Genomic DNA, 22,286 nt, shown 5'->3' with positions numbered 1-22,286 from the left:
TTCTCTCTGTCAGCGACGATTAATAATATACCACAGCTATCAAAAGAGTGTCAATGTTTTGTTTAAATCTTTTATATTTATTTTTCATTATATTCTCATGAAGTGATATGTACCAAAAAAACTGTCTATCATTTGAATCTTTTACCACATTCAACAAACTTATAGATTCATTTGTAGCGACAAATAATAAAACCCTCTCTATTCCTTTTTGCCAAACAGAGAGGGTGACAAGCCATTATTTATTGCGCATCTGAGGGAATAATAATACATCTCGAATGGACGGAGCATCTGTTAAAAGCATGACGAGTCGATCAATTCCAATTCCTAGTCCACCTGTTGGCGGCATTCCATACTCTAAGGCCTCGAGAAAATCCTCATCCATTTCATGCGCTTCATCATTCCCCTGTTCTTTTTCCTTGATTTGAGCTTCAAAACGTTCACGCTGATCGACAGGGTCATTCAATTCTGAGAATGCATTTCCATGTTCACGTCCTACAATAAACACTTCAAATCGATCGGTAAATCGACTATCATCTTTATTCTTCTTAGCTAGCGGAGATATTTCCACTGGATGTCCGTAAACAAAAGTAGGTTGAATGAGCTGTTCTTCTACTTTTTGTTCAAAAAATTCATTTACAATATGACCATACGTCATACTTTCTTCTATATCCACACCATGTTCTTTCGCTATATTCTTTGCTTCTTCGTCGGTCATTTGCTTCCATAAGTCAACACCTGTAAATTCTTTAATCGCATCAACCATGTGTATTCTTTTCCAAGTTGGTGCAAGATTGATTTCATGATCAGCATACGTTATTGTCGTCGACCCAATGACGTCTTCAGCAATATGAGAAATTAAATGTTCCACCAATGACATCATATCGTGGTAATCAGCATACGCTTCATATAATTCGATCATCGTAAACTCTGGATTATGACGCGTCGAAACACCTTCGTTACGGAAAACACGTCCAATTTCATAAACTTTCTCCATTCCGCCGATAATTAAACGTTTTAAGTGCAACTCAATCGCAATTCTCATGTATAACGGGATATCTAGCGCATTATGATGTGTGACAAACGGACGTGCAGAAGCACCACCAGGAATTCCATGCATCATTGGTGTTTCTACTTCTAAGAAGCCTTGCTCATCCAAATACCTACGCATCGACTGAATAATTTTACTTCTTGTAATAAACGTTTCTTTACTATCAAAATTCGTTATCAAATCTAAATAACGTTGACGATAACGCTGTTCCACGTCTTTTAAACCATGAAATTTTTCAGGTAATGGTCGCAGGGATTTGGTTAACATTGTGAATTCGGTCGCTTTAACAGAAAGTTCACCAACTTTTGTTTTAAACATGACGCCAGTGACACCAACAATATCCCCTAAATCAGCGGATTGAAACAATTGATAAGCTTCTTCACCAACGGTATCTTTTCTCACATAAAGTTGGATTTGCCCACTTACGTCCTGAATGTGTGAAAAGCCTACTTTCCCTTTACCTCGTTTTGTCATAATGCGCCCAGCTATCGTTGTTTCTTCATTCATTTCTTCGAGTTGTTCTTTCGTATATTGATCATATGCCTCTTTTAACTCATCAGCATAATGAGAGCGAACAAATTTGTCACCAAATGGATCAATACCGTTTTCTCTATATTCATTCATTTTGTCTAAACGTACGCGCATATGTTCATTTAATTCTTCGCTCATTCTCAGTTCACCTCTATTAATATAGATAAAATGCTTATATGGCTATGATATCGCACTCTTACAATAAAGTCGACACAATGTATAAAAAACTGCCAGCATCTGACTGGCAGTAACGAATCCATCCATAGTATAGAAAACGATGTAACATATGTCAAACATGACTGATTACCTCGTTCAGTTTATGATTAGCAACCTATATTGATCTAGTTTCCGTTTTTTACAACGTGTAAACCACAGAAGTTACATTCACGATTGCTTCGGTTCTAACTCTGACACTTTGACACCTAAATGACACGCTATGTCTTCTAGTTCATCTACTGTCGGCATACGTTGCCCACGCTCGATTTCACCCATCACCGAAACAGAAATGCCTAATTCCCGCGCAAATTCCACTTGTGTATATCCTTTTAGTTTTCGAAATGCTTTAATTCGTTTTCCCCATTTGTTAGTTGCCATGTCTCTACTCCTCTTTTTTCTTCTACAGGCAATTCCTCTAATAAACTTGCAACCGACTGTTGGTAAGTCGGTAAAAACAAATGACGATCTAACTCATATAAAGGGATTAAAACAAATGCCCTCTCTTTCATTCTAGGGTGCGGTACACTTAATTGTTCTGTATCTATATTTTCATGATTATATAAAATAATGTCAAGATCAATCGTTCGTGGTCCCCATCTAATTTCTCGTTTTCTACCTAATTCTTTTTCAATCGATTGACAAATCATTAGTAACCCTGTTGCTGATTGGTCCGTTTCGACTTCAATCACCATATTTAAAAATTTCTCTTGCTCGGTAACGCCTACTGGATCCGTCTGATAGATCGAGGATGAACGAACAGACGCTACCCCTTCTGATAGTTCCAGCATCTTAATGGCTGATTGTAAATACTCGTAACGCGGTTCAATATTCGACCCTAATGCAATATATGCTATACTCATTTATGATTCTCCCGATACAATTCTACAGCTGCAGATTGGTAATGACCAGCTATTGGCGGATTCGGTTTATACACTGTCACCTTACAACCATGTAGTGCTGAAAAGTGTAAGAATAATTCATGAATAATCCGATCGGCTACTGATTCAATTAGACGGCTAGCTCTTCCTTCAACGACTGTTTGCGTGATGTGATACACCTTGCCATAATCAATCGAATATTGAATCGAATCAGTCTCACACGCCTTTCGCAAGTCTGCTTCTAACACAAGGTCAACGAGATAACGTTGACCCAGACGCCTTTCCTCTTCAAATACACCATGGTATCCATAGAATGCAAGCTGATTTAAATAAATTTTATCCACTTAATAGTCACACCCTTTTCTTAATAAAAGGTCGGTCATTTTTGTCATTCGAACGGTCATTGCCACATTATGTACTCTCACAATTTGAGCACCCTTCATCATACCATAAATAACGGTGGCACCTGTCGCCTCGTCTCTTTGATCAACCGGTAGCTCTAACGTTTTACCGATTAACGATTTCCGAGAAGTGCCTAACAATAAAGGATAATCTAATGACTGAAATTGTTCGAGATTTCGCATCACTTGCAAATTATCTTCTACTGTTTTGGCAAATCCAATACCCGGATCGATAATAATATCTCCTTTTTTGACCCCCGCTTGACGTGCAATGTCAATACTTTCTTCTAGATCGGTAATACAATCTTCTATTAAGTGCTGGTACTCTTTATTGTTTCGATTATGCATCAATATAATCGGCACTTTCTTTTCGGCCGCTACTTGTGCTATTTCTGGTTCTTTTTTGGCTCCCCACACATCATTGATAATGGAGCTCCTGCATTAATGGCCTGACGCGCCACTTCCGCTTTATACGTATCAACAGATATAGGAATGCTTACTTCATCTACAAGTGCTTGAACAACGGGTAGAACGCGATCTAACTCTTCCTGTTGGCTAACTGGTTCGTGCCCTGGACGCGTTGACTCTCCTCCAACATCAATAATCGCCGCTCCTTGTTTTTCCATATTGATTGCTTGTTCAATCGCTTGATCAATTGAAGCGTAGTTTCCACCATCAGAAAATGAATCTGGCGTTACATTTAATATCCCCATCACTAACGTCTGATCTGGGTAATAATAATTTTTTACTTTCGTTTGTAACCACTGTTCCATGCACAACTCCATCCTTCAACTCCATATTTCCACTACACAATATCACTTTCATGAAAAAATATTATAACATACTTTTCGTCATCATGTAGATGTTATACGAATGAACATCAATCTACTATTAGCATTCCTTTAAAAAAAGCGATCACCTAATAAAAGATGACCGCTTCGTCGATTTATTCTTCGTCAAATTGATAAAGTGGAGTGGACAAGTAACGTTCACCGTTACTAGGAATCACCGCTAATACTTTCTTACCTTTTCCTAGGTCAGCTGCAACTTGTTTGGCCGCGTAAATTGCCGCACCAGAAGAAACACCGCCTAAGACACCATCTTTGCGGGCAGCTTCTCTAGCCGTTTCATAAGCTTGCTCATTCGTGACTGTAATCACTTCATCATAAATATCCGTATCTAGAACTTCTGGCACAAAACCTGCACCAATACCTTGGATTTTATGTGGACCAGGGCTACCACCAGATAACACAGCCGCGTCCGCTGGCTCAATGGCATATAGCTTTACATCATCATAATTTTCTTTTAATACTTTACCAGCACCAGTCATTGTTCCGCCAGTTCCAATCCCAGATACAAAAGCATCTAGTTGGTCACCCATTTGTTCAACAATCTCTTTTCCTGTTGTTCGTGCATGAATATCAGGATTTGCCTCATTGTTAAATTGTTGTGGCATGAAGTAGCCATGTTCTTCTTGTAGCTCACCAGCTTTTTTAATGGCACCTTTCATACCATCTGCACCTGGAGTTAATACAAGCTCAGCACCATAGGCTTTCAGAAGATTACGACGTTCTAAACTCATTGTATCCGGCATCACTAAGATCGCTTTATAACCTTTGATCGCCGCTACTAAAGCAAGACCGATTCCTGTATTACCACTTGTAGGCTCAATAATCGTATCTCCCTCTTTTAATTCGCCTTGTTCTTCTGCTGCTTCAATCATTGCTAGAGCAATACGATCTTTTACCGAGCTTCCCGGATTCATAAATTCTAGCTTCAAATAAATATCGGCACCTTCTGCATCTGCTGTTCGGTTCAACTTAACAATCGGCGTATTTCCAATTAATTCACCCACATTTTGCGCAATGTTCATTTTAACTCCTCCTCAAATACCAAGTAAGTTTATTGGTTTTATCTGTTATATACAACTTACAAGATGAGGAATGATTTGTCAACTATTTTTATTCGTTTTGATAAATTGTTTCGACTTCAAGCTGTTCCCATAGCTGTTTGGCATCAACGTTTTGTTCAAGACGATCGAGACTAATATCAGCCTCTACCTCTGAATGAACCTCTTCTAATGTAAATGATACGGATGGCAATCGTTCATGCACATAAATAATCGAAAAACCTTCTGCTGATGAAAAAGGTTGACTGTAGTTCCCTTCTTCTATAGCGTGTGCTTCTTGAAAATAACGGTCCGAAATAAAACTACTCGTCTCTGTATAGTAACCGAGATAACCACCATCTGTCGCCGTTTCTTCATCAGTTGAATATTGTTCGGCCAATGTAACGAATGATTCCCCATTTTCTAACTGATTGTAGAGTTCTTCTGCTGTTTGTTGCGTCGCTACGGTAATATGAGAGAGCTGAACCATCTGGTCAAAATTGTACTGTTCCTGGTAGGTTTGGTAGTATGACGCAATCTCAGCTTCTGTCACATCCACTTGTTCTGCTAACAACTTCTGTAATAAATAACGGTGGGTAATTTCTTTTTCCCATTGTTCGATTTTTGCTTGCTTTTCTTTTTCTGTGAGTACGTCTTGCGTCGCCATTAATCGAGATATTTCCCGCTCAATGATTTTATCACTCACTGACAACCCTTTTTCTTCCGCTAAAGTCGATACTGCAGCGCGGTTCGTCATTGTTTCTAAAGCGTCTTGCCCGTTATGTTCAATTAAATATTGTATCCACTGTTCATACGTAATCTCTTGCCCAGCGACGGTTGCTATCGCGTCGTTATTCCCGTCTAATGTATCCACTTTTGGACCTGTCGAATCATTCGGTTGAAAAAATAATAAGGTGAACACATTAGTTACTAATAACAGAATGATCACTAACCATAAGATTTGTCGTGAAACTCTCAAGCCATTCCCCCGCTTCGTCATAAAATTATTGTTTTAGTGCCTTTAATTCAGTGATATCAAACGAATACTGTTCATTACAAAAATGACAAGTTGCCTTTGCTCCGTGATCTTCTCTGATCATACTGTCAATCTCATCATTTCCCAACCCTTGAATCGCCGTTGCGAGTCTCTCCTTCGAACAAGGACAAGAAAAAGAAACCGGCAATGACTCATGAAATTTGATGTTATCTTGCCCTAATAGTTGTTCTAACACGTCTTCTGGCGTTTGTCCTTCTTGAATTAAATAAGAAATATGACGAATTTTATTCACTTTGGACTCAATAAATTCAATCGTTTCTTCTGAAGCACCTGGAAGCATTTGAATGATAAAACCGCCTGCTGCTAAGACAGAAAAATCTTGACCTACTAACACACCCGCGCCAACAGCAGATGGAATTTGTTCAGAATTTGCTAAGTAATAGGTAAAATCTTCACTCACTTCCCCTGATACAATCGGCACTTGCCCTGTAAAATGGTTCTTTAATCCAAGATCTTTCACAACACTAAGTGTTCCATCTGTTCCTACTGCACGTCTGACATCTAATTTTCCGTGTTCATTTGAATCAAAATCAACGTGCGGATTGATGACATAACCACGAACCTCTCCTTGTGCATTAGCATCTGCAATCACTGCACCAATCGGACCATTGCCCTCTAATTTCGCAGTTACCTTATCTTCGCCTTTCAACATAGCTCCTAAGATCGCATTAATCGTAATTGTTCGGCCAAGTGCCGCTGAAGCTGTCGCCCATGTATCTTGTCGTTTTACTGCTTCATTCACAGTTTCCGTTGAACGAATCGCATACGCGCGGACATTTCCTTGAAACGCCGTTGCTTTTACTAAATAATCAGACATCTGAATCCTTCCCTTCATTTACTCTTTGATTTCTTACATATATTTCATACAATCCTTTTAATGTTAAATACGGATCTACAATATCGATCGTACGTGAATCATTCGCTATTAGGTTTGCCAATCCCCCTGTCGCTATAACGGTTGCTTGTGTATCCCTTTCTTCTTTAATTCGCGAAACAACCTCATCGACTTGACCGATATAGCCATAATATACACCGGACTGCATCGCACCGATTGTATGATCACCTAGTACTTGATCGGTCTTTCGCAATTCAATTTTCGGCAATTTGGCTGCATGATGGTATAAAGCCTCTAAAGATATGTTAATACCAGGTGTGATGACCCCACCCACATATTCTTCATTGTCATTTATATAGCAATAAGTAGTCGCTGTACCAAAGTCAATCACAATATTGGGCGCACCATAATGATGAACCGCCGCCACTGCATTGACGATTCGATCGGCCCCTATTTCTTTTGGATTCGGATACTTCATTTTTAGAAAAGGATTTACCTTTTCATCCCCAATAATCATCGGCGTACAATGGAAGTACTTATTTGCCATACGCTGTAATGCGAACAAGATCGGTGGTACAACGGATGAAATAATCATACCACTGATTTGAGCGAACGATAAACCTTCCTGCTCTAACAATGATTTAATAAACATAGCAAATTCATCTTCCGTTTTATTCTTATCCGTTTGCATCCGCCATTGGTACGATAAGCTACCTTGGTCAAACACGCCTAATACCGTATTCGTATTCCCTACATCTAATACAAAAATCATTTCATTCACCGCACTTCCAACAAATTATAATGCTTATTGTCATATTGTATAGCGATAACAAATCAAGAAGCAAGCATTTCTATATATACGAAAAGCAGCCCCCTTTTGATTGAGAGCTGCTCTGTACATTAATCTTCACGATCTTTTTTATCGGATTCTTCATCCGCCGATTGATCTGTTGTTTCTGTGTCCTGTGATTGAATATTCACGCGAACATCTTGTTCATTTGATGATTCAGTTGAAGCGTCTGTTTCACTCTCTTTCGATGACTGAACAGTATCCTCTTCGTCTAACACATCCGTTTCTGGTAAGACACCATGTTCAAATAGAGAATCAATTTGACCTGAATCCAATGTTTCAACTTCTAATAAGGTTTTTGCAAGTGTTTCTAACTTATCTTTGTTTTCAGTTAAAATCTGTTTTGCACGATCGTAACACTCTTCGGTAAATCGTTGCACTTCCTGATCAATTTCATAAGCGATCGCATCACTATAATTAGGCTCGTTTTGCATATCTCGACCTAAGAAAACTTGACCACCTGAGCTACCGAATTGTAATGGACCAATTTTTTCGCTCATGCCATACTCGGTAACCATTTTGCGTGCAATATTGGTGGCTCGTTGAAAGTCATTATGCGCTCCCGTACTGACTTCACCAAAAATGATTTCCTCTGCAACACGACCACCAAGGAGGCCAGTGATTTTATCTAACAACTCTGGCTTCGTCATAAAGTAACGATCTTCTCGTGGTAGCATAACAGCATAGCCACCTGCTTGACCACGTGGGACAATCGTAACTTTGTGTACCATATCCGCATCGTCTAACACCTTGCCGATCACCGTATGGCCACTTTCGTGATATGCCACAATATTTCTTTCCTTCTCAGAGATGACACGGCTCTTCTTCGCTGGACCAGCAATCACACGATCGATGGCTTCATCAACATCTTCCATGCCAATTTTCTCTTTATCATACCGTGCTGCCACTAACGCTGCTTCATTTAACAAGTTCTCCAAATCCGCACCAGAGAAACCTGGTGTACGCATCGCAATCGTCTTAATTTCCACATCATCTGCTAGTGGTTTGTTTTGAGCGTGTACTTTCAATACATCAACACGTCCTTTTAAATCTGGACGATCTACCGTAATTTGACGGTCAAAACGCCCTGGACGTAATAATGCCGGGTCTAAAATATCTGGTCGGTTCGTCGCTGCGATAATGATGATGCCTTCATTTTCACCAAAACCATCCATTTCTACTAATAGTTGGTTGAGGGTTTGTTCACGTTCATCATGACCGCCGCCAACACCAGCGCCACGCTGACGTCCGACCGCATCGATCTCATCAATGAAAATGATACATGGTGCATTTTTCTTCGCGTTTTCAAACAAATCACGCACACGTGATGCACCAACACCAACAAACATTTCCACGAAATCCGAACCACTAATCGAGAAGAAAGGAACACCTGCTTCTCCTGCTACCGCACGCGCGAGCAATGTCTTACCTGTACCAGGTGGACCAACTAAAAGTACACCTTTTGGTATTTTTGCTCCGATGACAGAGAATTTACGAGGGTCTTTTAAGAAATCGACGACCTCGACTAATTCCTGCTTCTCCTCATCTGCACCAGCAACATCAGGAAAGCGGACTTTCTTTTTATCCTCACTGTACATTTTCGCCTTGCTTTTGCCAAAGTTCATGACACGGCTACCACCGCCTTGCGCTTGGTTGAGCAAGAAGAAGAAGAGGATAAATATAATCACAAATGGAATCATCGTCGTCAAGAAAGTGACCCATCCACTTGGTTGTTCTTCTTCTGCAACAGAAAGAATCCCTTGTTCTTCACCCATTTCTGTTACATTTTCCACAATCGAAGGATTATCAGGAATATTCGCTGTAAACGTAGGGTTATCCCCTGTCGCTTTTTCACCGACAATGTGCATAATGCCATTAGCAGGCCGCATTGTCATTTCCTGTATCTCATTATTTTCTAGAGCTTGCATAAATTCATTAACTTTTAATTCTTCAGCTTGATTATTTTGATTACTGAAAACCGATATGATCCCTATCACAACTAAAAAGATGAGAAAATAAAGGATCACATTCCGTATTATCCGATTCATTGCCTACCTCCTCCCGAGACGAGAAAACTATAGTAAATAGTATCATATAAAAATAGTGAATGACAACTAATTGCAATTACGTTCTTCCCATATAGATGAAAAGAGTCATCATTCCATTGATCAATCCTATGATTCATCATTTCCACCATACACTTCAGGCTTTAGTATCCCAATATAAGACAGGTTGCGATATCTCTCTTGATAATCTAATCCATAACCAACAACAAATTCATTCGGCACTTCAAAGCCAGCCATATCTGCCTTAATATCTACTGTACGTCCTTCTGGCTTGTCTAATAAGGTAACTAATTTAATCGAATTAGCTTTACGATATTTAAATAAGTCCATCAAATAACTTAAGGTTAACCCGCTATCGATAATGTCTTCAACAATTAAAATATCTCTGCCTTCTACTTTCGTATCTAAGTCTTTTTCAATTTTCACCTCACCCGATGAACGCATTTCGTTACCGTAACTGGAGATATCCATAAAATCCATCTCCAAATGTGTATGGATGTTGCGTAATAAGTCAGACATAAATGGTAATGCCCCTTTTAATACACCAACAGCTAATGGAAATTTTCCCTCATATTCATCAGTCAATTGTGCACCAAGCTCACGACATTTTGCCTGTATATCTTCAGTTGATATTAATACATCCTGTATATCGCTATGCATGAATCGTTACCCCCGCTTCTCATATTCTAACAACACATATTGTTCTTGTCGCCCAATCACATCTGTGACAGCTTGCGATAAACCGATTAGCCAAATTATCTCCCCATGACGATTTAGAATAACTGGCCACGTATCCCTTTCTTGTAAAGGAATTTTTTCATCAATAAATATATCTTTCACTTTTTTGTGGCCACCTAAACCCTTCACCTTCATTCTATCACCAGGTTGTCTTGTACGCACTTGTAATGGAAAAGTAGAAGTGTAATGATAAGGTAATAACAGTTGATCTTTCACTTGTCTCTGGACAGGACACTGTTGAAGTATGGATGCTTTTAAATAACCACCATCAGGTAACGGCGTCCAACCAGGAATTTCAACAACACTTGGAACAAAAGATTTTGGAAGTTTCGCCTTATGAAAATAAACGAATACCATATCGTATGATTTATACATTTGTAACCCTTGAGGAAAATCATAATAAACATTTGCCTTATTCTTAGCGATGATCGACAAAAAAGCTTCCTCATGTTGCACCGAAAGGTTTTTCGGTGTTTCTTGATAAAGATAATTCAATAGTAGATGAAAGCATCGCCGTTGTAAAGCATTCGGATAACCCAACCATTCGGAAACGTGAAAACTTGCTTGCCTAGGATGTTGAGATAATCTCATGATGTTATCAAATGCTTTTTTCGCCTCTCCTTGTAAATAGCTCTCATCTTCTGTCAAACGTTCGGTGATTTGTTGGACATTGCGATGAACAGACGGATTTTTCTGTTTAAGCATAGGGACAACTTGATGACGAAAAAAATTCCTCGTATAGTATGTTTCCTGGTTGGAAGGGTCTTCGACAGGATCAATACCGAGTTGGTGACAATATGTATAAATTTGTTTCTTAGACAAACAAAGAAATGGTCGAATCAAAAAACCTTTTGCAAACGGGCGCTTAACTGGCATCCCTTGTAACAATGACGGTGTTGCATGTTGTACCACACGCATTACAACGGTTTCCAATTGGTCATCACCGTGATGCGCTAAAGCTAAATAGTCAGCTTTCGTTTCAGCCATTTTCTCTGCGTATACTTGATAACGGAGATGCCGAGCTGCCAGTTGTGTTCCTTCTTTATATTGTCTTTTTCGTGCTTTCACATCAACAGCTTCACCGATGAAAGGGATTTGCCAACGATCACAAATATCCCTTACGTAATATAAATCGTTTTGCGAGTCTTTTCCTCTTAACTGATGATCAACTGATACCGCGATAACATGCAAATCCCACTGCTTTTGAAGCAATTGAAAATACTTTAATAATAACAGCGAATCTGCACCTCCTGAAACACCAACTAAGACAGTCGCGCCTTTATGTAACAGTTGATGCTTTTGTATAAAAGACATCACCTCTTGGTCAAAATCATGTGATGTCACACCACCACCCCACGCCTTCTTTTATTCTATTTTAACATATTATGAAACACTGTTCTCGCTTAAAACAAAAATATTGCGACATAAATCGATAAAAATCCTCCTACGGAAAAAATGCTTACGATTTCGAATACAGGATATTCGGTCTCCGACGTATTCTGTTGTGAAGAACGTTGTTTTTGCTTTTTCCGTTGACTTGGTTGCTTTGACTGTTGCAAATACGATTGCAAAAGAAACTGTTTTGCCTCTTTCGCTTGATGAAACTTGCCTTGTAACAATTGCATAACAAAGGCTTGAAGCAATGGTTCTCGTATGTTTTGGTACACCTTTTGTTGAATCGTTTTTTTCGGATCGTTCCTTTTTAGAAAACCGTTCGGATAAAATAACCGAATAACCACCATAGCCAAAGCAAATAAATCATATGACGGTTCCGCTTTACGTGAGCCCATGTGCCAATAACCTCGATCATAAAATTCGGTATATTCTTTTATTAACCGTCCTTGTTGTGTTGTCCCTCCAACATCTACCCATTTTAAGCGTGTGGGCTTATGTGTGACAAGTAAATTATCTAATTTGAGATCACCAAATACATAACCATTTTCATGCAAAGCCTGTAAATCATTTAGCAGACCAATCAACAATGAATAGATCCACTCCATCCCTCGTTTTTTAATAAAATCATGTAACGGTTCGCCTGAGAGATACTCCATTACATAAAACGTATATATACAATTATTGTTCGTAACAAAGTCATCGACGTCTAGTAAAGCAGGCCCAAGGGAATGGCCTTGAACCTGCTTAAACGCTCGTAATACATTTACTTCAGACGTCAACGAATGGCTGTGATTACTTAGCTTCAATGCAACTTTCTTTTGACTCGATTCACACAAATAAACGGTACCTATAGCCCCAGCCCCTAAGCGCTCGATCACGCGGTAAGTTTGATGATGCCACTTCCCTTTTATCATCGTTCCTTTCGGCAAATCAATATTAGGCTTCTTCGATGTCTGGGGAGTCATCGGTATGGCTCCTCCTTCGTAAAGATGGTTTTGCAAATTCATACATGGCTTCCTTTAACGCGGGACCCGTCGGTGTAATACCACTGCTTGATAACTTCGAAAAGATGGTGGAGATGGAATCAATTTGTGACGTCCAATCAATTAACGAGTGAATCGATTCCTTTCTCCCCGGAAACTGGTATACTGCAAAACGACTTCTACCCATACGTGCATTCATACTGACCGATAAATCCATCAAAGCCTCTTGTACAGTTGGCAATTTGCTTGTCATACTTGCGCTTGTATCAACCAATACTAACACTTCTAAATCACTTGTTTCACCTAAGTCATCAACAACTTCCATGATTTCGCCACGTTGTTCAGGCGGAAGCTCTTCAATCGTTTGTTTTTCACCTAAGATTTGCTTCAATTCTTTGTTAACAACACCTTGTAACGTTTCAGACATGGCTTGCTTCGTAACCGTCTGTACCGTTTGTGATAGTGCTTGTGGGTACACAATTTGACTAATCCCTTGACCACAACTAGCGATCTCTTCCACTTCTTGTAGTCCGACTGGTTGTTCTCGTTGGTCATCTTCTAACACACCGATCACATTCACTGTGATACCTTGTTCAGCAATCAATGTTGCGACATGTGACGGATCTTCACCTTGATTTGAACAACCGTCTGTAATCAACAAAATTTGTTTGATCGTTCCCGTTTTCATTGGTATATTCCTCCAATCACCCAATCATTTACCTACCTCCATCTTGGTCAACACATTAGAAGAATATACCTATTTTATGCCATTAGCTCGGTTGACTGAGAATGCCTGCATCTTCTGCTCGAATCGGCGCCCATTCCGGTTGTTTTTTTTCAATTTGAGCAACGAGAACGGTCATATCGTCATCAATGTCGCCAGATTGTGTGCGAATAACTTCTTCTAGTAACAAATCAGCCATTTCTTGTGGATCCGTTGTCTGCATTTCTCTCAGTTTTCGTTTGAGCCATAGATCTACATTTTCAATTTGTTTCGGGCCTTCAAAAATACCATCACTCATCATAATGACAAAATCACCAGATTTAAACTGCTCATGAACTACTTCTACTTCAAATTCTTGAATAATACCGATTGGCAAATTACTTGCTTCTACTCTTTCAATCGCATCACCACGCATGACATAGCTTGGGATTGATCCGATTTTCAAAAACCGCACCGATGCATCATGTAAATCTATCATCGCTAAATCTAATGTCGCATAAATCTCATCATTCGTGCGCAAGGATAAAATGGAGTTGATGGACTTTATCGCAACTTGTTCATGCATGCCTGACTCCAAAATTTGTTGCAACAATCGCAATGTTTCAGTACTTTCTTCGTGCGCACGTTTCCCATTGCCCATGCCATCACTAATGGCCAAGGCATACTTCCCCGCTCCTAATTCCATCGCTTTATAACTATCTCCAGAAACTAATCCACCACCTTTTGCCGCATGCGCTACCCCTGTTGTAACTTCATATTTACGAGCGGAACCAAAGGTAAAAAAACTATGACCTTTCGCTAATGGTGATAAATCTTCCATGACGACAACAACCGTTTCACTTAAAATATCGGATAGAATCGGTGCAATCAGTTTTTCGGCTTCCCCATGATATTGCTGGAAGGCAATCACCATTTCGATATCGACATTGCCTTCTTCAAGGCTATAGATGTCAAGCTTATCTAATTCGATTCCTACATGTTTTAATGCAGCGACAATTTCAATTTCTTGTTGTTCATGGTTTTCCTTTTCTTTTAAAATTTCTTCAGCAAAGTTTTCCATCACATCTGACACACCATGTAACTGTTCTGCAACAAATTTTCTGCTCTCGAGCACTTGTTTTTTGAGCTTTTGATTCGCTTGAAAGAAGGACAATTCTTGTTGCATCGTATCAATTACTTTCTTTGACCGCACACAATGGTTTTCAAAATTTCGTTGCGTGACTTTATGAATGCCGTTATCTGTTTCAAGTTCATCCTTCACGGTAGTCATTAAGTCATAGGTTTTATCAAATTGTTTCACCCAACAACTTTCTTTCAAAAAACAGGTTTGGCACGTCTTCTCGGTGACATTACTTAAATAATAATCGACTTCCACATCTTGATTTTGTATTTGATTCGATTCAGATTGAAAGCTGCGAGACAATGCTCGAAAGACGTTTGAGAACCGTTCAACACGGTGAGCTGTCACATTGCGAACTTTTTGTAAATATTGCTCCTGTTCTTTCGAATGCTCAATCGTTCCTGGTATGTAGCGAGCAATTTTTCGAATAAAAGAAGCTGGGGTTAATAGAAAGAGACCTACCGCCAAACTAGATTCCATCAACGAGGTCACAACGTCAATCCCTGTACTTCCATATAGGCTGATTAAAATCGTACTTACAAATAAGCCTAGACTCACCGCCCATTTATTCCCCTCTTTCATTAACCCTCCTAACAATCCCGAAAAAGCTAATAAACTCATTTGATAAAGGTTGGCAATATGGGCCAAGCTTAATATGAGACCTGCCACTACGCCTACCGTCGAACCTATTGCCGCACCACCAATTAAGGCAAACACAAGCACTAAATATCGTGACAACATTTGCTCAAGCTGCGCATCATAAATGGACCAACCGATAAAACCTGTCATGACAGAGGCAATTAAAATGATAAAACACACAATTTCTTCATTTTTGAGTGTTGGTTTGTAACGTTTTGGTGATAATAGCGGAACACTTTGCATAAAGATAAGAATAAGTAACGCAATTAACGTTCCCTCAACCGCAGCAAAAACCCACTCCAGATACGTTAATTCGGTCGTCATTGCACTGATCGCAAGACGTGAAAGGCTTCCAGACAAGAAACCAATCACAGGTAAATAACGCTCTTTATTTTTTGTCAAATGCAATAACATCGCCAAACAAAAGAAGGCGCTAATCCCTAGTAATACATATACACTCTGCTGAAAACTATGAGTACTAGCGCCAATGATCGTAAATAAGATCAACGGAAACACTTTATCCTTTCGCAAAAACCACACAGAAGTAATAAAGGCAACAGCAAATGGTGATAAAGTAGATAGGATGACAGCTCGTCCTAATAACAAGCCAATCAAGCAATGAAGAAGTGCTTTATCTAGCATAATATACGTAAAATATGAGGTGAATGTAGCTCTCCCATTTCGTAATGCATCTTGATTACTTGAAAAAAACGATTTCGGCTTACTTCCTGTGTACGTATTCACTCCGACCACTCCTCATTTTTTCTTCATTGAAACATACATTTCATTCATTTTTTGTCAAAAGAAGAAACATGCCGTTCCAAAATGTTCGACTCCATTCTCACTGATTAAGCGAAACCACTTGGAAACCGACATATTCATACTAGAAGTGTGTCAGTTGTGAAGTCATTATTTTTCCAACATCAGTAACGAAAGAAATTTTACATAAGATGAATGAATGTCAAAATTCAAAATGAGATATGAAAATCCGAATGATAATGTGGCCTTCACTTCAGACGGACGCTTTCCCGAGGGCTTACTTTTGCTCGGTCAATCCTCGCAAAAGTGGATCTTCAGACTGCGCTTTATCCTCCGGGAATCGCCGTCCTACGTTTCAGCCACTTTTCATCATCCGTATATGAAATAAGAATCAATAGAAATGATTCGTTTTATTGCTTATAAAACATTATTATGAAATTGATTCAAGATGATTGACAGATTTTTTGTGCTGTTGTAATATATCACTTGTGACTTTGAACAAATTAACAATATGGCGGTGTAGCTCAGCTGGCTAGAGCGTACGGTTCATACCCGTGAGGTCGTGGGTTCGATTCCCTCCGCCGCTATTACAAAGGACCGAGCGTAAAATATACGCTCGGTCCTTTTTTATCATCACCAAGAAAAAGCCACTGATTAATCAGTGGCTTTCATGTATAACGATATGAAATGGTCGACGTGTTACTTCTTTTTATTCATAGACAGCAAGTTTTTATCCTTTTCTCGCCCCTCGTCCGCCGCGTTTTGATTCCGTATGCTTACGCAATGTTGCCAAACGATCCTCAGAATCCTTTAAGAAACGATTCATTTTTTGTTCAAATGATTCGCTTCGTTCGCGGTTATTTTTCGGGCCTTGCCCTTTGTTACGGCGATTTCCTTGATCCGGATTATCTTTTGCTTTTTTAATCGATAATCCGATCTTTCCATCATCTTCGACATTAAGAACCTTAACAGTCACTTCATCACCCACGGTTAAATGTTCATTAATGTCTTTGACAAAATTATCGGCAACCTCACTAATATGAACAAGACCTGTCTTTCCTCCAGGTAATTCGATAAAAGCTCCAAAATTAGTGATTCCTGTTACCTTACCCTGCAACTTGCTGCCTACTTCGATTGACATAAAAGTATTGCTCCTCCTTAAGTTTTTGAAAAAAAATATCTACTTACACTATATTATAGCCAAGCCATTGAAAAAGTGTCAATATGACGGATCTTCTTCTGGTAATTTGAACACAATTTCACCTTCTTCAGTAAAGAAATAATTCGTCTTGGCAATTTGTAATAAATATTCTTCATCATTTAACAATTCCACTTCTTCTGTTAATTGTTTCTCTTCTTTTTCTAAATTCGTTAATTGATGAGAGAGTTCTTCATATTCCGTTTGCATCTCTGCTAATTTGGCGCGTTGATTGAGGTGATAGGTAGTGAAAATCGTCACCGTTGCCACGACAATTGCTGCAAAGAGCGCAAGTCTTCGCTTCAATTTCTTTTTCCGTTTTTGTTGTCGTATCAAATGAGCATCATGTTGCTGAATATAGGCTTCATTAATATGAGAGACATTACTTTTTGATGGCAAGATCACTACCTCCCTATTGTTGGTTAGTTTTTCTTTCTTATTATCTTACTATACTTTTTGAGAATAAAATAGAAAAAATGCAATATTTTTTTCGGAATGAGTACTTTAATGATCGCCCACATCCATTTTGCAAGAAGTGTAAAAATGGTTCGAATGACATTCACAAGATACACGATGGTTCGATAGATAGCTGTCAACAAAAGGAGAAGCACAGAAAGCACCAATTGAATCGGCTTTACAACGCAATAAAAAATGATTCGTGATACGAAGGTATATAAAGCGTGTACCCAATAAAACATCATATTGTTGATACGTTGATAAGCTTGTTCAAACAATGCTTTAAACATTGCATATCCACAGAACAAAGATAAAAAGACATAGATACGCAATACACCTTCATTTACCTTGTACAAAATAAAGTAAATGAATGCAGCTTGTACAAGCCAAAACATAATCTCTATCATATATCGAATACTCACTCGGTGTCGCCAAAAGACCGCTATTTGCCTAAACGTATAATAAACAGCTCCCAGATATATACCACCTAGCACCATAGTCATCATGGTGTAGAACTGGGTATCGAGTGTCATTTAAAGAGCTTGCTAAATAAACCTTTAGCTTTCTCCCCATGCTGATCATCTAAATAGGATAACTCGTACACTTTCCCTTTGATCGCTACTTGTCCAGCTTCTACATCTAGATTCTTCATTTGAAGATTATCTCCTCGGATAACCAAATATCCCATGACCGTTTGCAGGAGAAATTCTTCACTATCAAAACTATCGACTTCTTTAACACCGTCTATTTCGAGTAAACGCCGATTCGTCATTTTTACATGATGATCCATTTGTGTAGTTGTCACAGGCTTCTTCTCATAATAATTCACGGTATCCCCTCCCTTTATCCATTCTTATTTTATGAATAAAGGGACAAGTTTAGAACTTATAAAATTAACTGTTATTGCCTAATAATTGCTCATCTTTAATCGTGTATAGGTCGCTTGCTTCATCTTTTTTGACGGTTTCTTTCAAACGGTTAATTTCAATTGTTAATAACCGTTGACCAAACTGAATCTGGAGTTCATCTCCTTCTTGAAGCGTAGTGGCAGCTTTCGCATGATTCCCGTTCACCAGTATTCTCCCTTGATCGGCAATCTCTTTGGCTAATGTTCGCCGCTTAATTAATCGAGATACTTTTAAGAATTTATCCAGTCGCATTTCGTCCATTCCCTACCTCTCTAGTTCCATTGTCTTCGCTTCTTCCCAATAACGATCGAGTTCTTGTAATGTATAATCGTCCCATGACTTATCGCTTTCTTCAACTTTTTGTTCAACATAAGAAAAACGACGCTGAAATTTATGATTCGTATGCATTAACGCAACTTCAGGATTAAGTTTATAATATCTTGCTAGATTGATCATTGCAAATAGTATATCGCCAAATTCATCCTCCATTTCCGCCTTATGGCCATTCCGTAAGGTTTCACGAAATTCTTGCAATTCTTCTTCTACTTTTTCCCACATCGCATGTGGCTCATCCCAATCAAATCCGACTTTAGATACAGTTTTTTGCATTTCTTCAGCATATAACGTAGCTGGAAGACTTTGATTTAATCCTTCTAATACTGTTTTATGACTGAATGACGGTTTCTCTTGTTTCTTTAGTTCTTCCCAGTTATTTTTCACTTCTTCTGCAGTCGTTGCATCCCCATCTGCAAATACATGTGGATGCCTATGAATCATTTTTTCCGTTATACTATATATTACGTCATCAATGGTAAAAAATCCTGCATCCTCACCAATTTGACTATGTAACATCACTTGTAAGAGGATATCACCAAGTTCTTCGATAATGCCATCATCGTCCTCTTTATCAATAGCTTCCAACACTTCATACGTTTCTTCAATTAAATATTTCTTAAGCGATTCATGGGTCTGCTTACGATCCCACGGACATCCATTCGGCCCTCTCAATGTAGCAATCACATCACGCAAACAGAAAAACTGATGATGCAATTTCTCTCTATCAATAGGTGGTACATACACACTCGTCAGATTGCTCAACGTCGCTTCTTGATCAAGCTCGACTAACGGCACTTGCTTCACGGTTTCTTCACTACTGCCCGCTGCCTCAATTAAGTAAACCAGTTGCTCTGGCGCGACATCTTCTAACAAAACAAGTTTTACATCCGAAGCAATCATTTGATCATATACTTGTGAAAAAATCGTGTGTTGTTGATGCTGTAATTGGTGACGTTCAAAGCTTGTCGCATCGATCAATTGAAACCCTTCGATTGGATCAATGTTCGCTGCTGTTAATACATCATCTATAAAGCTTTGTCCACCTGCCATTTCGATCGTAACTTGATCTTGTTCCAATAACAGCTGAACCGTACGTTCTGCTACCATGGGATGTCCTGGTACAGCATAAACTATATGTCCTTCTTCCCATGCGTATTGCAATAATTGTTCAGTGATCTCCTTGTAAACATCTTGAAACTGATCATGTTTTTCATAGATATGATCAAATGAAGTAAACGTTATTCCTTCTGTTTCTAATTGTTCCACGATAGGATGATCTTTTGTTCGCACAAAACATTTACTCGTTGTGTTTTGTAATTGGCGATATACACCCAGTGGTAATTGATTAATATCACCACCACCCAAACCAAGTACCTCGATCTTCTGCATTTCTGTCACCCTTATTTTCGTTTTTTTAATATTTCTTTCTCTTCATCTGTAAATCCACTTGTTTTCCATAGAATGAACATATATACAAATAGTCCAGCTAACACTTGTAACAAGACATAACCAAATAGCAAAGATCTTGTTTCATACACTGCTACAAAACGGAATGCTTGTTCAAAAACAATTAACGAAAGCAGTAAACCACTACAAGCCAATAAAAATGATGGCCAATGGATGTTGAATAAATGTTGTTTCCCAACCGCACGGTATAAGAAGTAATACGTACATAAAAATAAAAAGCCCACTGTCAATACTGTAGCAACCGCAGCTCCACTAATGGCAAATACCGACACAAGCCACTCATTTAATAACCATTTCACACTAAACCCAACAACGAAAACAACCGCTGTTATTTTGATATAGCCAAACATTTGTAACAAAGATGTTATTATAACGGTGACTGCACTAAATAGGACAACAAGTGATAACAGCCGTAAACTGAGTGTGCCCGCTTCATTTTTGAAAAACATAACATTGATTTCAGGAAATAAAAAGAGCAAACCCATTGCCGCTCCTACCGAAAGATATGTACCTATTCTGATAGCTGTCCTCATTTTCGCCAATGATGCTTTCGGATTCACTTGCCAGCTCATTTTCGTCATATGAGGAATGAGCGCAAGAGCTACAGATGAACCAACGACAGTCACTAACTGCAACAAAGGTTGTCCACGATCTAACACGCCTTTTGCTTCCTTTGCGTGGAATGATTCGTAGCCTATATCTTTCAGTGCTGGTACAATACTGAAAGCATCAGCTAATTGCAGAAATAGAAGAAGCATATGATTCACACTTACAATGATGCCATAAAACACTACACCCTTGACGAGCGACCAGTAATCAACACCGGATGAATGTTGATCGAGAGTGATGTGTTTTGAAAATGCCCGGTAGAGATAAAATGATGAAGCAACCAATGCAACAATGGCTGCCGTGACAGCGCCATCAGCGATTTGATAGACCCCTAATTGATAACGAAAAATAAGATAAGCGGTCGTAATAATGATAAGTGTTCGAATCAGTTGCTCAATCATTTGTGAAATGGCTGTGGGGCTCATCATTTCATGACCTTGCAGTCCACCCCGAAACAACGTCACAACCGGAATCAGTAACACAAGCCAGGCTGCGTACTGAAGAGACCGCTGCAATTGTCCATCCCCCATCCATGTTGCCAGAACAGGGCTTGACATATACAATAAGCCAAACAAAAACAAACAGAAAACGAGCAGGATCACAAACAATTGTTTAAAAAACAGCTTACTATAAGCGATTTTCGGATGTGATGCCATAAACATCGAAATGGCTGATGGCAATCCATATAATCCAAACATAAAAATCATGCCAATAAGTGGGTAGATTTGCTGATACACATAAAATCCCATATCGCCAGTTAGATTTTGTAACGGTATGCGGTAAAAAGCACTCAATACTTTACCGAATAAACTAGCTATCGTTAATAAAAAAGCGCCTTTCCATAAACGGTTGTTCTTTATATCTTGTGTCATCTTATTCTTCCCTTAAAGATCAAAATCCATCACCATTATATCATATCAACGCATATGATTAGACCGTTTCACTCATGAACAAAAGACGCGGTATAGGATGCACTGCGAAAGTTTACTTGAGCAGATGTTGACTTATGCCCTATGGGTAAAAGCGTCCGTCTGAAGCGAAAATCAATTGCATGCATGTGCCGTTTTCCAAAAATGTTCATTTTGTTTTCGAAATTGAATTCTGAAACGGATTGAATTTATTGTACTTTTTTTATATACGAATTTACTTTTCTTTGTAAAAAAATAACTCCAAAGGTTCTGATC

At 38.9% G+C, this 22,286-nt stretch carries 21 protein-coding genes, 1 tRNA gene and 1 pseudogene; 1 reads left to right on the top strand and 22 read right to left on the bottom strand.

Translation table 11 applies throughout. From position 1 onward, the window contains the following. Positions 1 to 235: 235 nt before the first annotated feature. From lysS to spoIIE, 15 genes and pseudogenes are all read right to left on the bottom strand, one after another. Positions 236 to 1,717: a lysine--tRNA ligase gene (gene lysS / locus J416_RS04320; protein WP_003465920.1), complete on the bottom strand. Its 1,482-nt coding sequence runs from the start codon at positions 1,715 to 1,717 to the stop codon at positions 236 to 238. Between the two features lie 246 nt (positions 1,718 to 1,963). Next, complete coding sequence (locus J416_RS04315) at positions 1,964 to 2,173, bottom strand: helix-turn-helix domain-containing protein (RefSeq protein ID WP_003465918.1); 210 nt, start codon at positions 2,171 to 2,173, stop codon at positions 1,964 to 1,966. Continuing rightward, a complete protein-coding gene (folK, locus tag J416_RS04310; RefSeq protein WP_003465917.1) occupies positions 2,125 to 2,655 on the bottom strand; it encodes a 2-amino-4-hydroxy-6-hydroxymethyldihydropteridine diphosphokinase in 531 nt (176 codons plus the stop codon). Before folK ends, J416_RS04315 begins: the two co-directional genes overlap by 49 nt. After that, the gene (gene folB, locus J416_RS04305) at positions 2,652 to 3,017 is read right to left on the bottom strand and encodes a dihydroneopterin aldolase (protein WP_003465915.1); all 366 of its coding nucleotides are present in this window, start codon (positions 3,015 to 3,017) and stop codon (positions 2,652 to 2,654) included. Before folB ends, folK begins: the two co-directional genes overlap by 4 nt. Further along, a pseudogene (folP, locus tag J416_RS15680) lies at positions 3,018 to 3,847 on the bottom strand (dihydropteroate synthase). 173 nt (positions 3,848 to 4,020) lie between these two features. Then, complete coding sequence (gene cysK, locus J416_RS04295; protein WP_003465911.1) at positions 4,021 to 4,947, bottom strand: cysteine synthase A; 927 nt, start codon at positions 4,945 to 4,947, stop codon at positions 4,021 to 4,023. Between the two features lie 88 nt (positions 4,948 to 5,035). Beyond that, positions 5,036 to 5,941: a peptidylprolyl isomerase gene (locus tag J416_RS04290; protein ID WP_003465910.1), complete on the bottom strand. Its 906-nt coding sequence runs from the start codon at positions 5,939 to 5,941 to the stop codon at positions 5,036 to 5,038. A gap of 25 nt (positions 5,942 to 5,966) precedes the next feature. Next, entirely contained in the window at positions 5,967 to 6,836 is an 870-nt protein-coding gene (gene hslO / locus J416_RS04285) for an Hsp33 family molecular chaperone HslO (protein ID WP_003465909.1), read from the bottom strand. After that, a complete protein-coding gene (locus tag J416_RS04280) occupies positions 6,829 to 7,626 on the bottom strand; it encodes a type III pantothenate kinase (protein WP_003465908.1) in 798 nt (265 codons plus the stop codon). Before J416_RS04280 ends, hslO begins: the two co-directional genes overlap by 8 nt. Positions 7,627 to 7,754: 128 nt before the next feature. Next, positions 7,755 to 9,752, bottom strand: coding sequence for an ATP-dependent zinc metalloprotease FtsH (ftsH, locus tag J416_RS04275; protein ID WP_003465907.1), 1,998 nt, complete (start codon positions 9,750 to 9,752; stop codon positions 7,755 to 7,757). 126 nt (positions 9,753 to 9,878) lie between these two features. Then, complete coding sequence (hpt, locus tag J416_RS04270; protein WP_003465904.1) at positions 9,879 to 10,430, bottom strand: hypoxanthine phosphoribosyltransferase; 552 nt, start codon at positions 10,428 to 10,430, stop codon at positions 9,879 to 9,881. A 6-nt stretch (positions 10,431 to 10,436) separates the two neighbouring features. Then, on the bottom strand, positions 10,437 to 11,852 hold the full coding sequence (gene tilS / locus J416_RS04265) for a tRNA lysidine(34) synthetase TilS (RefSeq protein WP_003465903.1): 1,416 nt from the start codon (positions 11,850 to 11,852) through the stop codon (positions 10,437 to 10,439). Between the two features lie 59 nt (positions 11,853 to 11,911). Continuing rightward, positions 11,912 to 12,868, bottom strand: a complete 957-nt coding sequence (locus J416_RS04260; protein WP_003465900.1) for a serine/threonine protein kinase — start codon at positions 12,866 to 12,868, stop codon at positions 11,912 to 11,914. Continuing rightward, a complete protein-coding gene (locus J416_RS04255; RefSeq protein WP_003465897.1) occupies positions 12,840 to 13,574 on the bottom strand; it encodes a vWA domain-containing protein in 735 nt (244 codons plus the stop codon). The genes J416_RS04260 and J416_RS04255 overlap by 29 nt, the downstream gene beginning before the upstream one ends. 82 nt (positions 13,575 to 13,656) lie before the next feature. After that, positions 13,657 to 16,113 carry a stage II sporulation protein E gene (spoIIE, locus tag J416_RS04250; RefSeq protein WP_003465894.1) on the bottom strand — a complete coding sequence of 819 codons (2,457 nt, stop codon included), beginning with the start codon at positions 16,111 to 16,113 and terminating at the stop codon, positions 13,657 to 13,659. 528 nt (positions 16,114 to 16,641) lie between these two features. Between spoIIE and J416_RS04245 the strand changes: the two genes are divergently transcribed. Next, positions 16,642 to 16,715 (top strand) — tRNA-Met (locus J416_RS04245). A gap of 143 nt (positions 16,716 to 16,858) precedes the next feature. Here the strand turns inward: J416_RS04245 and J416_RS04240 are convergent. From J416_RS04240 to J416_RS04210, 7 genes are all read right to left on the bottom strand, one after another. Next, positions 16,859 to 17,269 carry a S1 domain-containing RNA-binding protein gene (locus tag J416_RS04240; RefSeq protein WP_003465892.1) on the bottom strand — a complete coding sequence of 137 codons (411 nt, stop codon included), beginning with the start codon at positions 17,267 to 17,269 and terminating at the stop codon, positions 16,859 to 16,861. A 78-nt stretch (positions 17,270 to 17,347) separates the two neighbouring features. Beyond that, positions 17,348 to 17,731 (bottom strand): FtsB family cell division protein, encoded by a 384-nt coding sequence (locus J416_RS04235; RefSeq protein ID WP_338029444.1) that lies wholly within the window; start codon positions 17,729 to 17,731, stop codon positions 17,348 to 17,350. A 17-nt stretch (positions 17,732 to 17,748) separates the two neighbouring features. Continuing rightward, positions 17,749 to 18,315 carry a spore cortex biosynthesis protein YabQ gene (yabQ, locus tag J416_RS04230; RefSeq protein ID WP_040512915.1) on the bottom strand — a complete coding sequence of 189 codons (567 nt, stop codon included), beginning with the start codon at positions 18,313 to 18,315 and terminating at the stop codon, positions 17,749 to 17,751. Further along, on the bottom strand, positions 18,312 to 18,611 hold the full coding sequence (yabP, locus tag J416_RS04225) for a sporulation protein YabP (protein ID WP_003465884.1): 300 nt from the start codon (positions 18,609 to 18,611) through the stop codon (positions 18,312 to 18,314). The genes yabQ and yabP overlap by 4 nt, the downstream gene beginning before the upstream one ends. Positions 18,612 to 18,675: 64 nt before the next feature. Then, positions 18,676 to 18,942, bottom strand: a complete 267-nt coding sequence (locus J416_RS04220) for an RNA-binding S4 domain-containing protein (protein WP_003465881.1) — start codon at positions 18,940 to 18,942, stop codon at positions 18,676 to 18,678. A 12-nt stretch (positions 18,943 to 18,954) separates the two neighbouring features. Next, positions 18,955 to 20,415 (bottom strand): bifunctional methyltransferase/pyrophosphohydrolase YabN, encoded by a 1,461-nt coding sequence (yabN, locus tag J416_RS04215; RefSeq protein WP_003465878.1) that lies wholly within the window; start codon positions 20,413 to 20,415, stop codon positions 18,955 to 18,957. Positions 20,416 to 20,426: 11 nt separating this feature from the next. Further along, a complete protein-coding gene (locus tag J416_RS04210) occupies positions 20,427 to 21,974 on the bottom strand; it encodes a putative polysaccharide biosynthesis protein (RefSeq protein ID WP_003465875.1) in 1,548 nt (515 codons plus the stop codon). Positions 21,975 to 22,286: the final 312 nt, after the last annotated feature.

Origin of the sequence: Gracilibacillus halophilus YIM-C55.5, assembly GCF_000359605.1 — a bacterium.
Taxonomy (GTDB): Bacteria; Bacillota; Bacilli; order Bacillales; family Amphibacillaceae; genus Gracilibacillus; species Gracilibacillus halophilus.
This window is presented reverse-complemented; position numbering and strand designations above follow the sequence as displayed.

Excerpts from the sequence above, each read along its gene's own strand:
- yabN (WP_003465878.1), bottom strand. The coding sequence starts at position 20,415 with ATGCAGAAGATCGAGGTACTTGGTTTGGGTGGTGGTGATATTAATCAA.
- hpt (WP_003465904.1), bottom strand. The coding sequence starts at position 10,430 with ATGCATAGCGATATACAGGATGTATTAATATCAACTGAAGATATACAG.
- J416_RS04240 (WP_003465892.1), bottom strand. The coding sequence starts at position 17,269 with ATGTCAATCGAAGTAGGCAGCAAGTTGCAGGGTAAGGTAACAGGAATC.
- J416_RS04315 (WP_003465918.1), bottom strand. The coding sequence starts at position 2,173 with ATGGCAACTAACAAATGGGGAAAACGAATTAAAGCATTTCGAAAACTA.
- J416_RS04280 (WP_003465908.1), bottom strand. The coding sequence starts at position 7,626 with ATGATTTTTGTATTAGATGTAGGGAATACGAATACGGTATTAGGCGTG.
- cysK (WP_003465911.1), bottom strand. The coding sequence starts at position 4,947 with ATGAACATTGCGCAAAATGTGGGTGAATTAATTGGAAATACGCCGATT.
- J416_RS04260 (WP_003465900.1), bottom strand. The coding sequence starts at position 12,868 with ATGACTCCCCAGACATCGAAGAAGCCTAATATTGATTTGCCGAAAGGA.
- J416_RS04210 (WP_003465875.1), bottom strand. The coding sequence starts at position 21,974 with ATGACACAAGATATAAAGAACAACCGTTTATGGAAAGGCGCTTTTTTA.
- ftsH (WP_003465907.1), bottom strand. The coding sequence starts at position 9,752 with ATGAATCGGATAATACGGAATGTGATCCTTTATTTTCTCATCTTTTTA.
- hslO (WP_003465909.1), bottom strand. The coding sequence starts at position 6,836 with ATGTCTGATTATTTAGTAAAAGCAACGGCGTTTCAAGGAAATGTCCGC.
- yabQ (WP_040512915.1), bottom strand. The coding sequence starts at position 18,315 with ATGACACTCGATACCCAGTTCTACACCATGATGACTATGGTGCTAGGT.
- J416_RS04255 (WP_003465897.1), bottom strand. The coding sequence starts at position 13,574 with ATGAAAACGGGAACGATCAAACAAATTTTGTTGATTACAGACGGTTGT.
- lysS (WP_003465920.1), bottom strand. The coding sequence starts at position 1,717 with ATGAGCGAAGAATTAAATGAACATATGCGCGTACGTTTAGACAAAATG.
- J416_RS04220 (WP_003465881.1), bottom strand. The coding sequence starts at position 18,942 with ATGCGACTGGATAAATTCTTAAAAGTATCTCGATTAATTAAGCGGCGA.
- folK (WP_003465917.1), bottom strand. The coding sequence starts at position 2,655 with ATGAGTATAGCATATATTGCATTAGGGTCGAATATTGAACCGCGTTAC.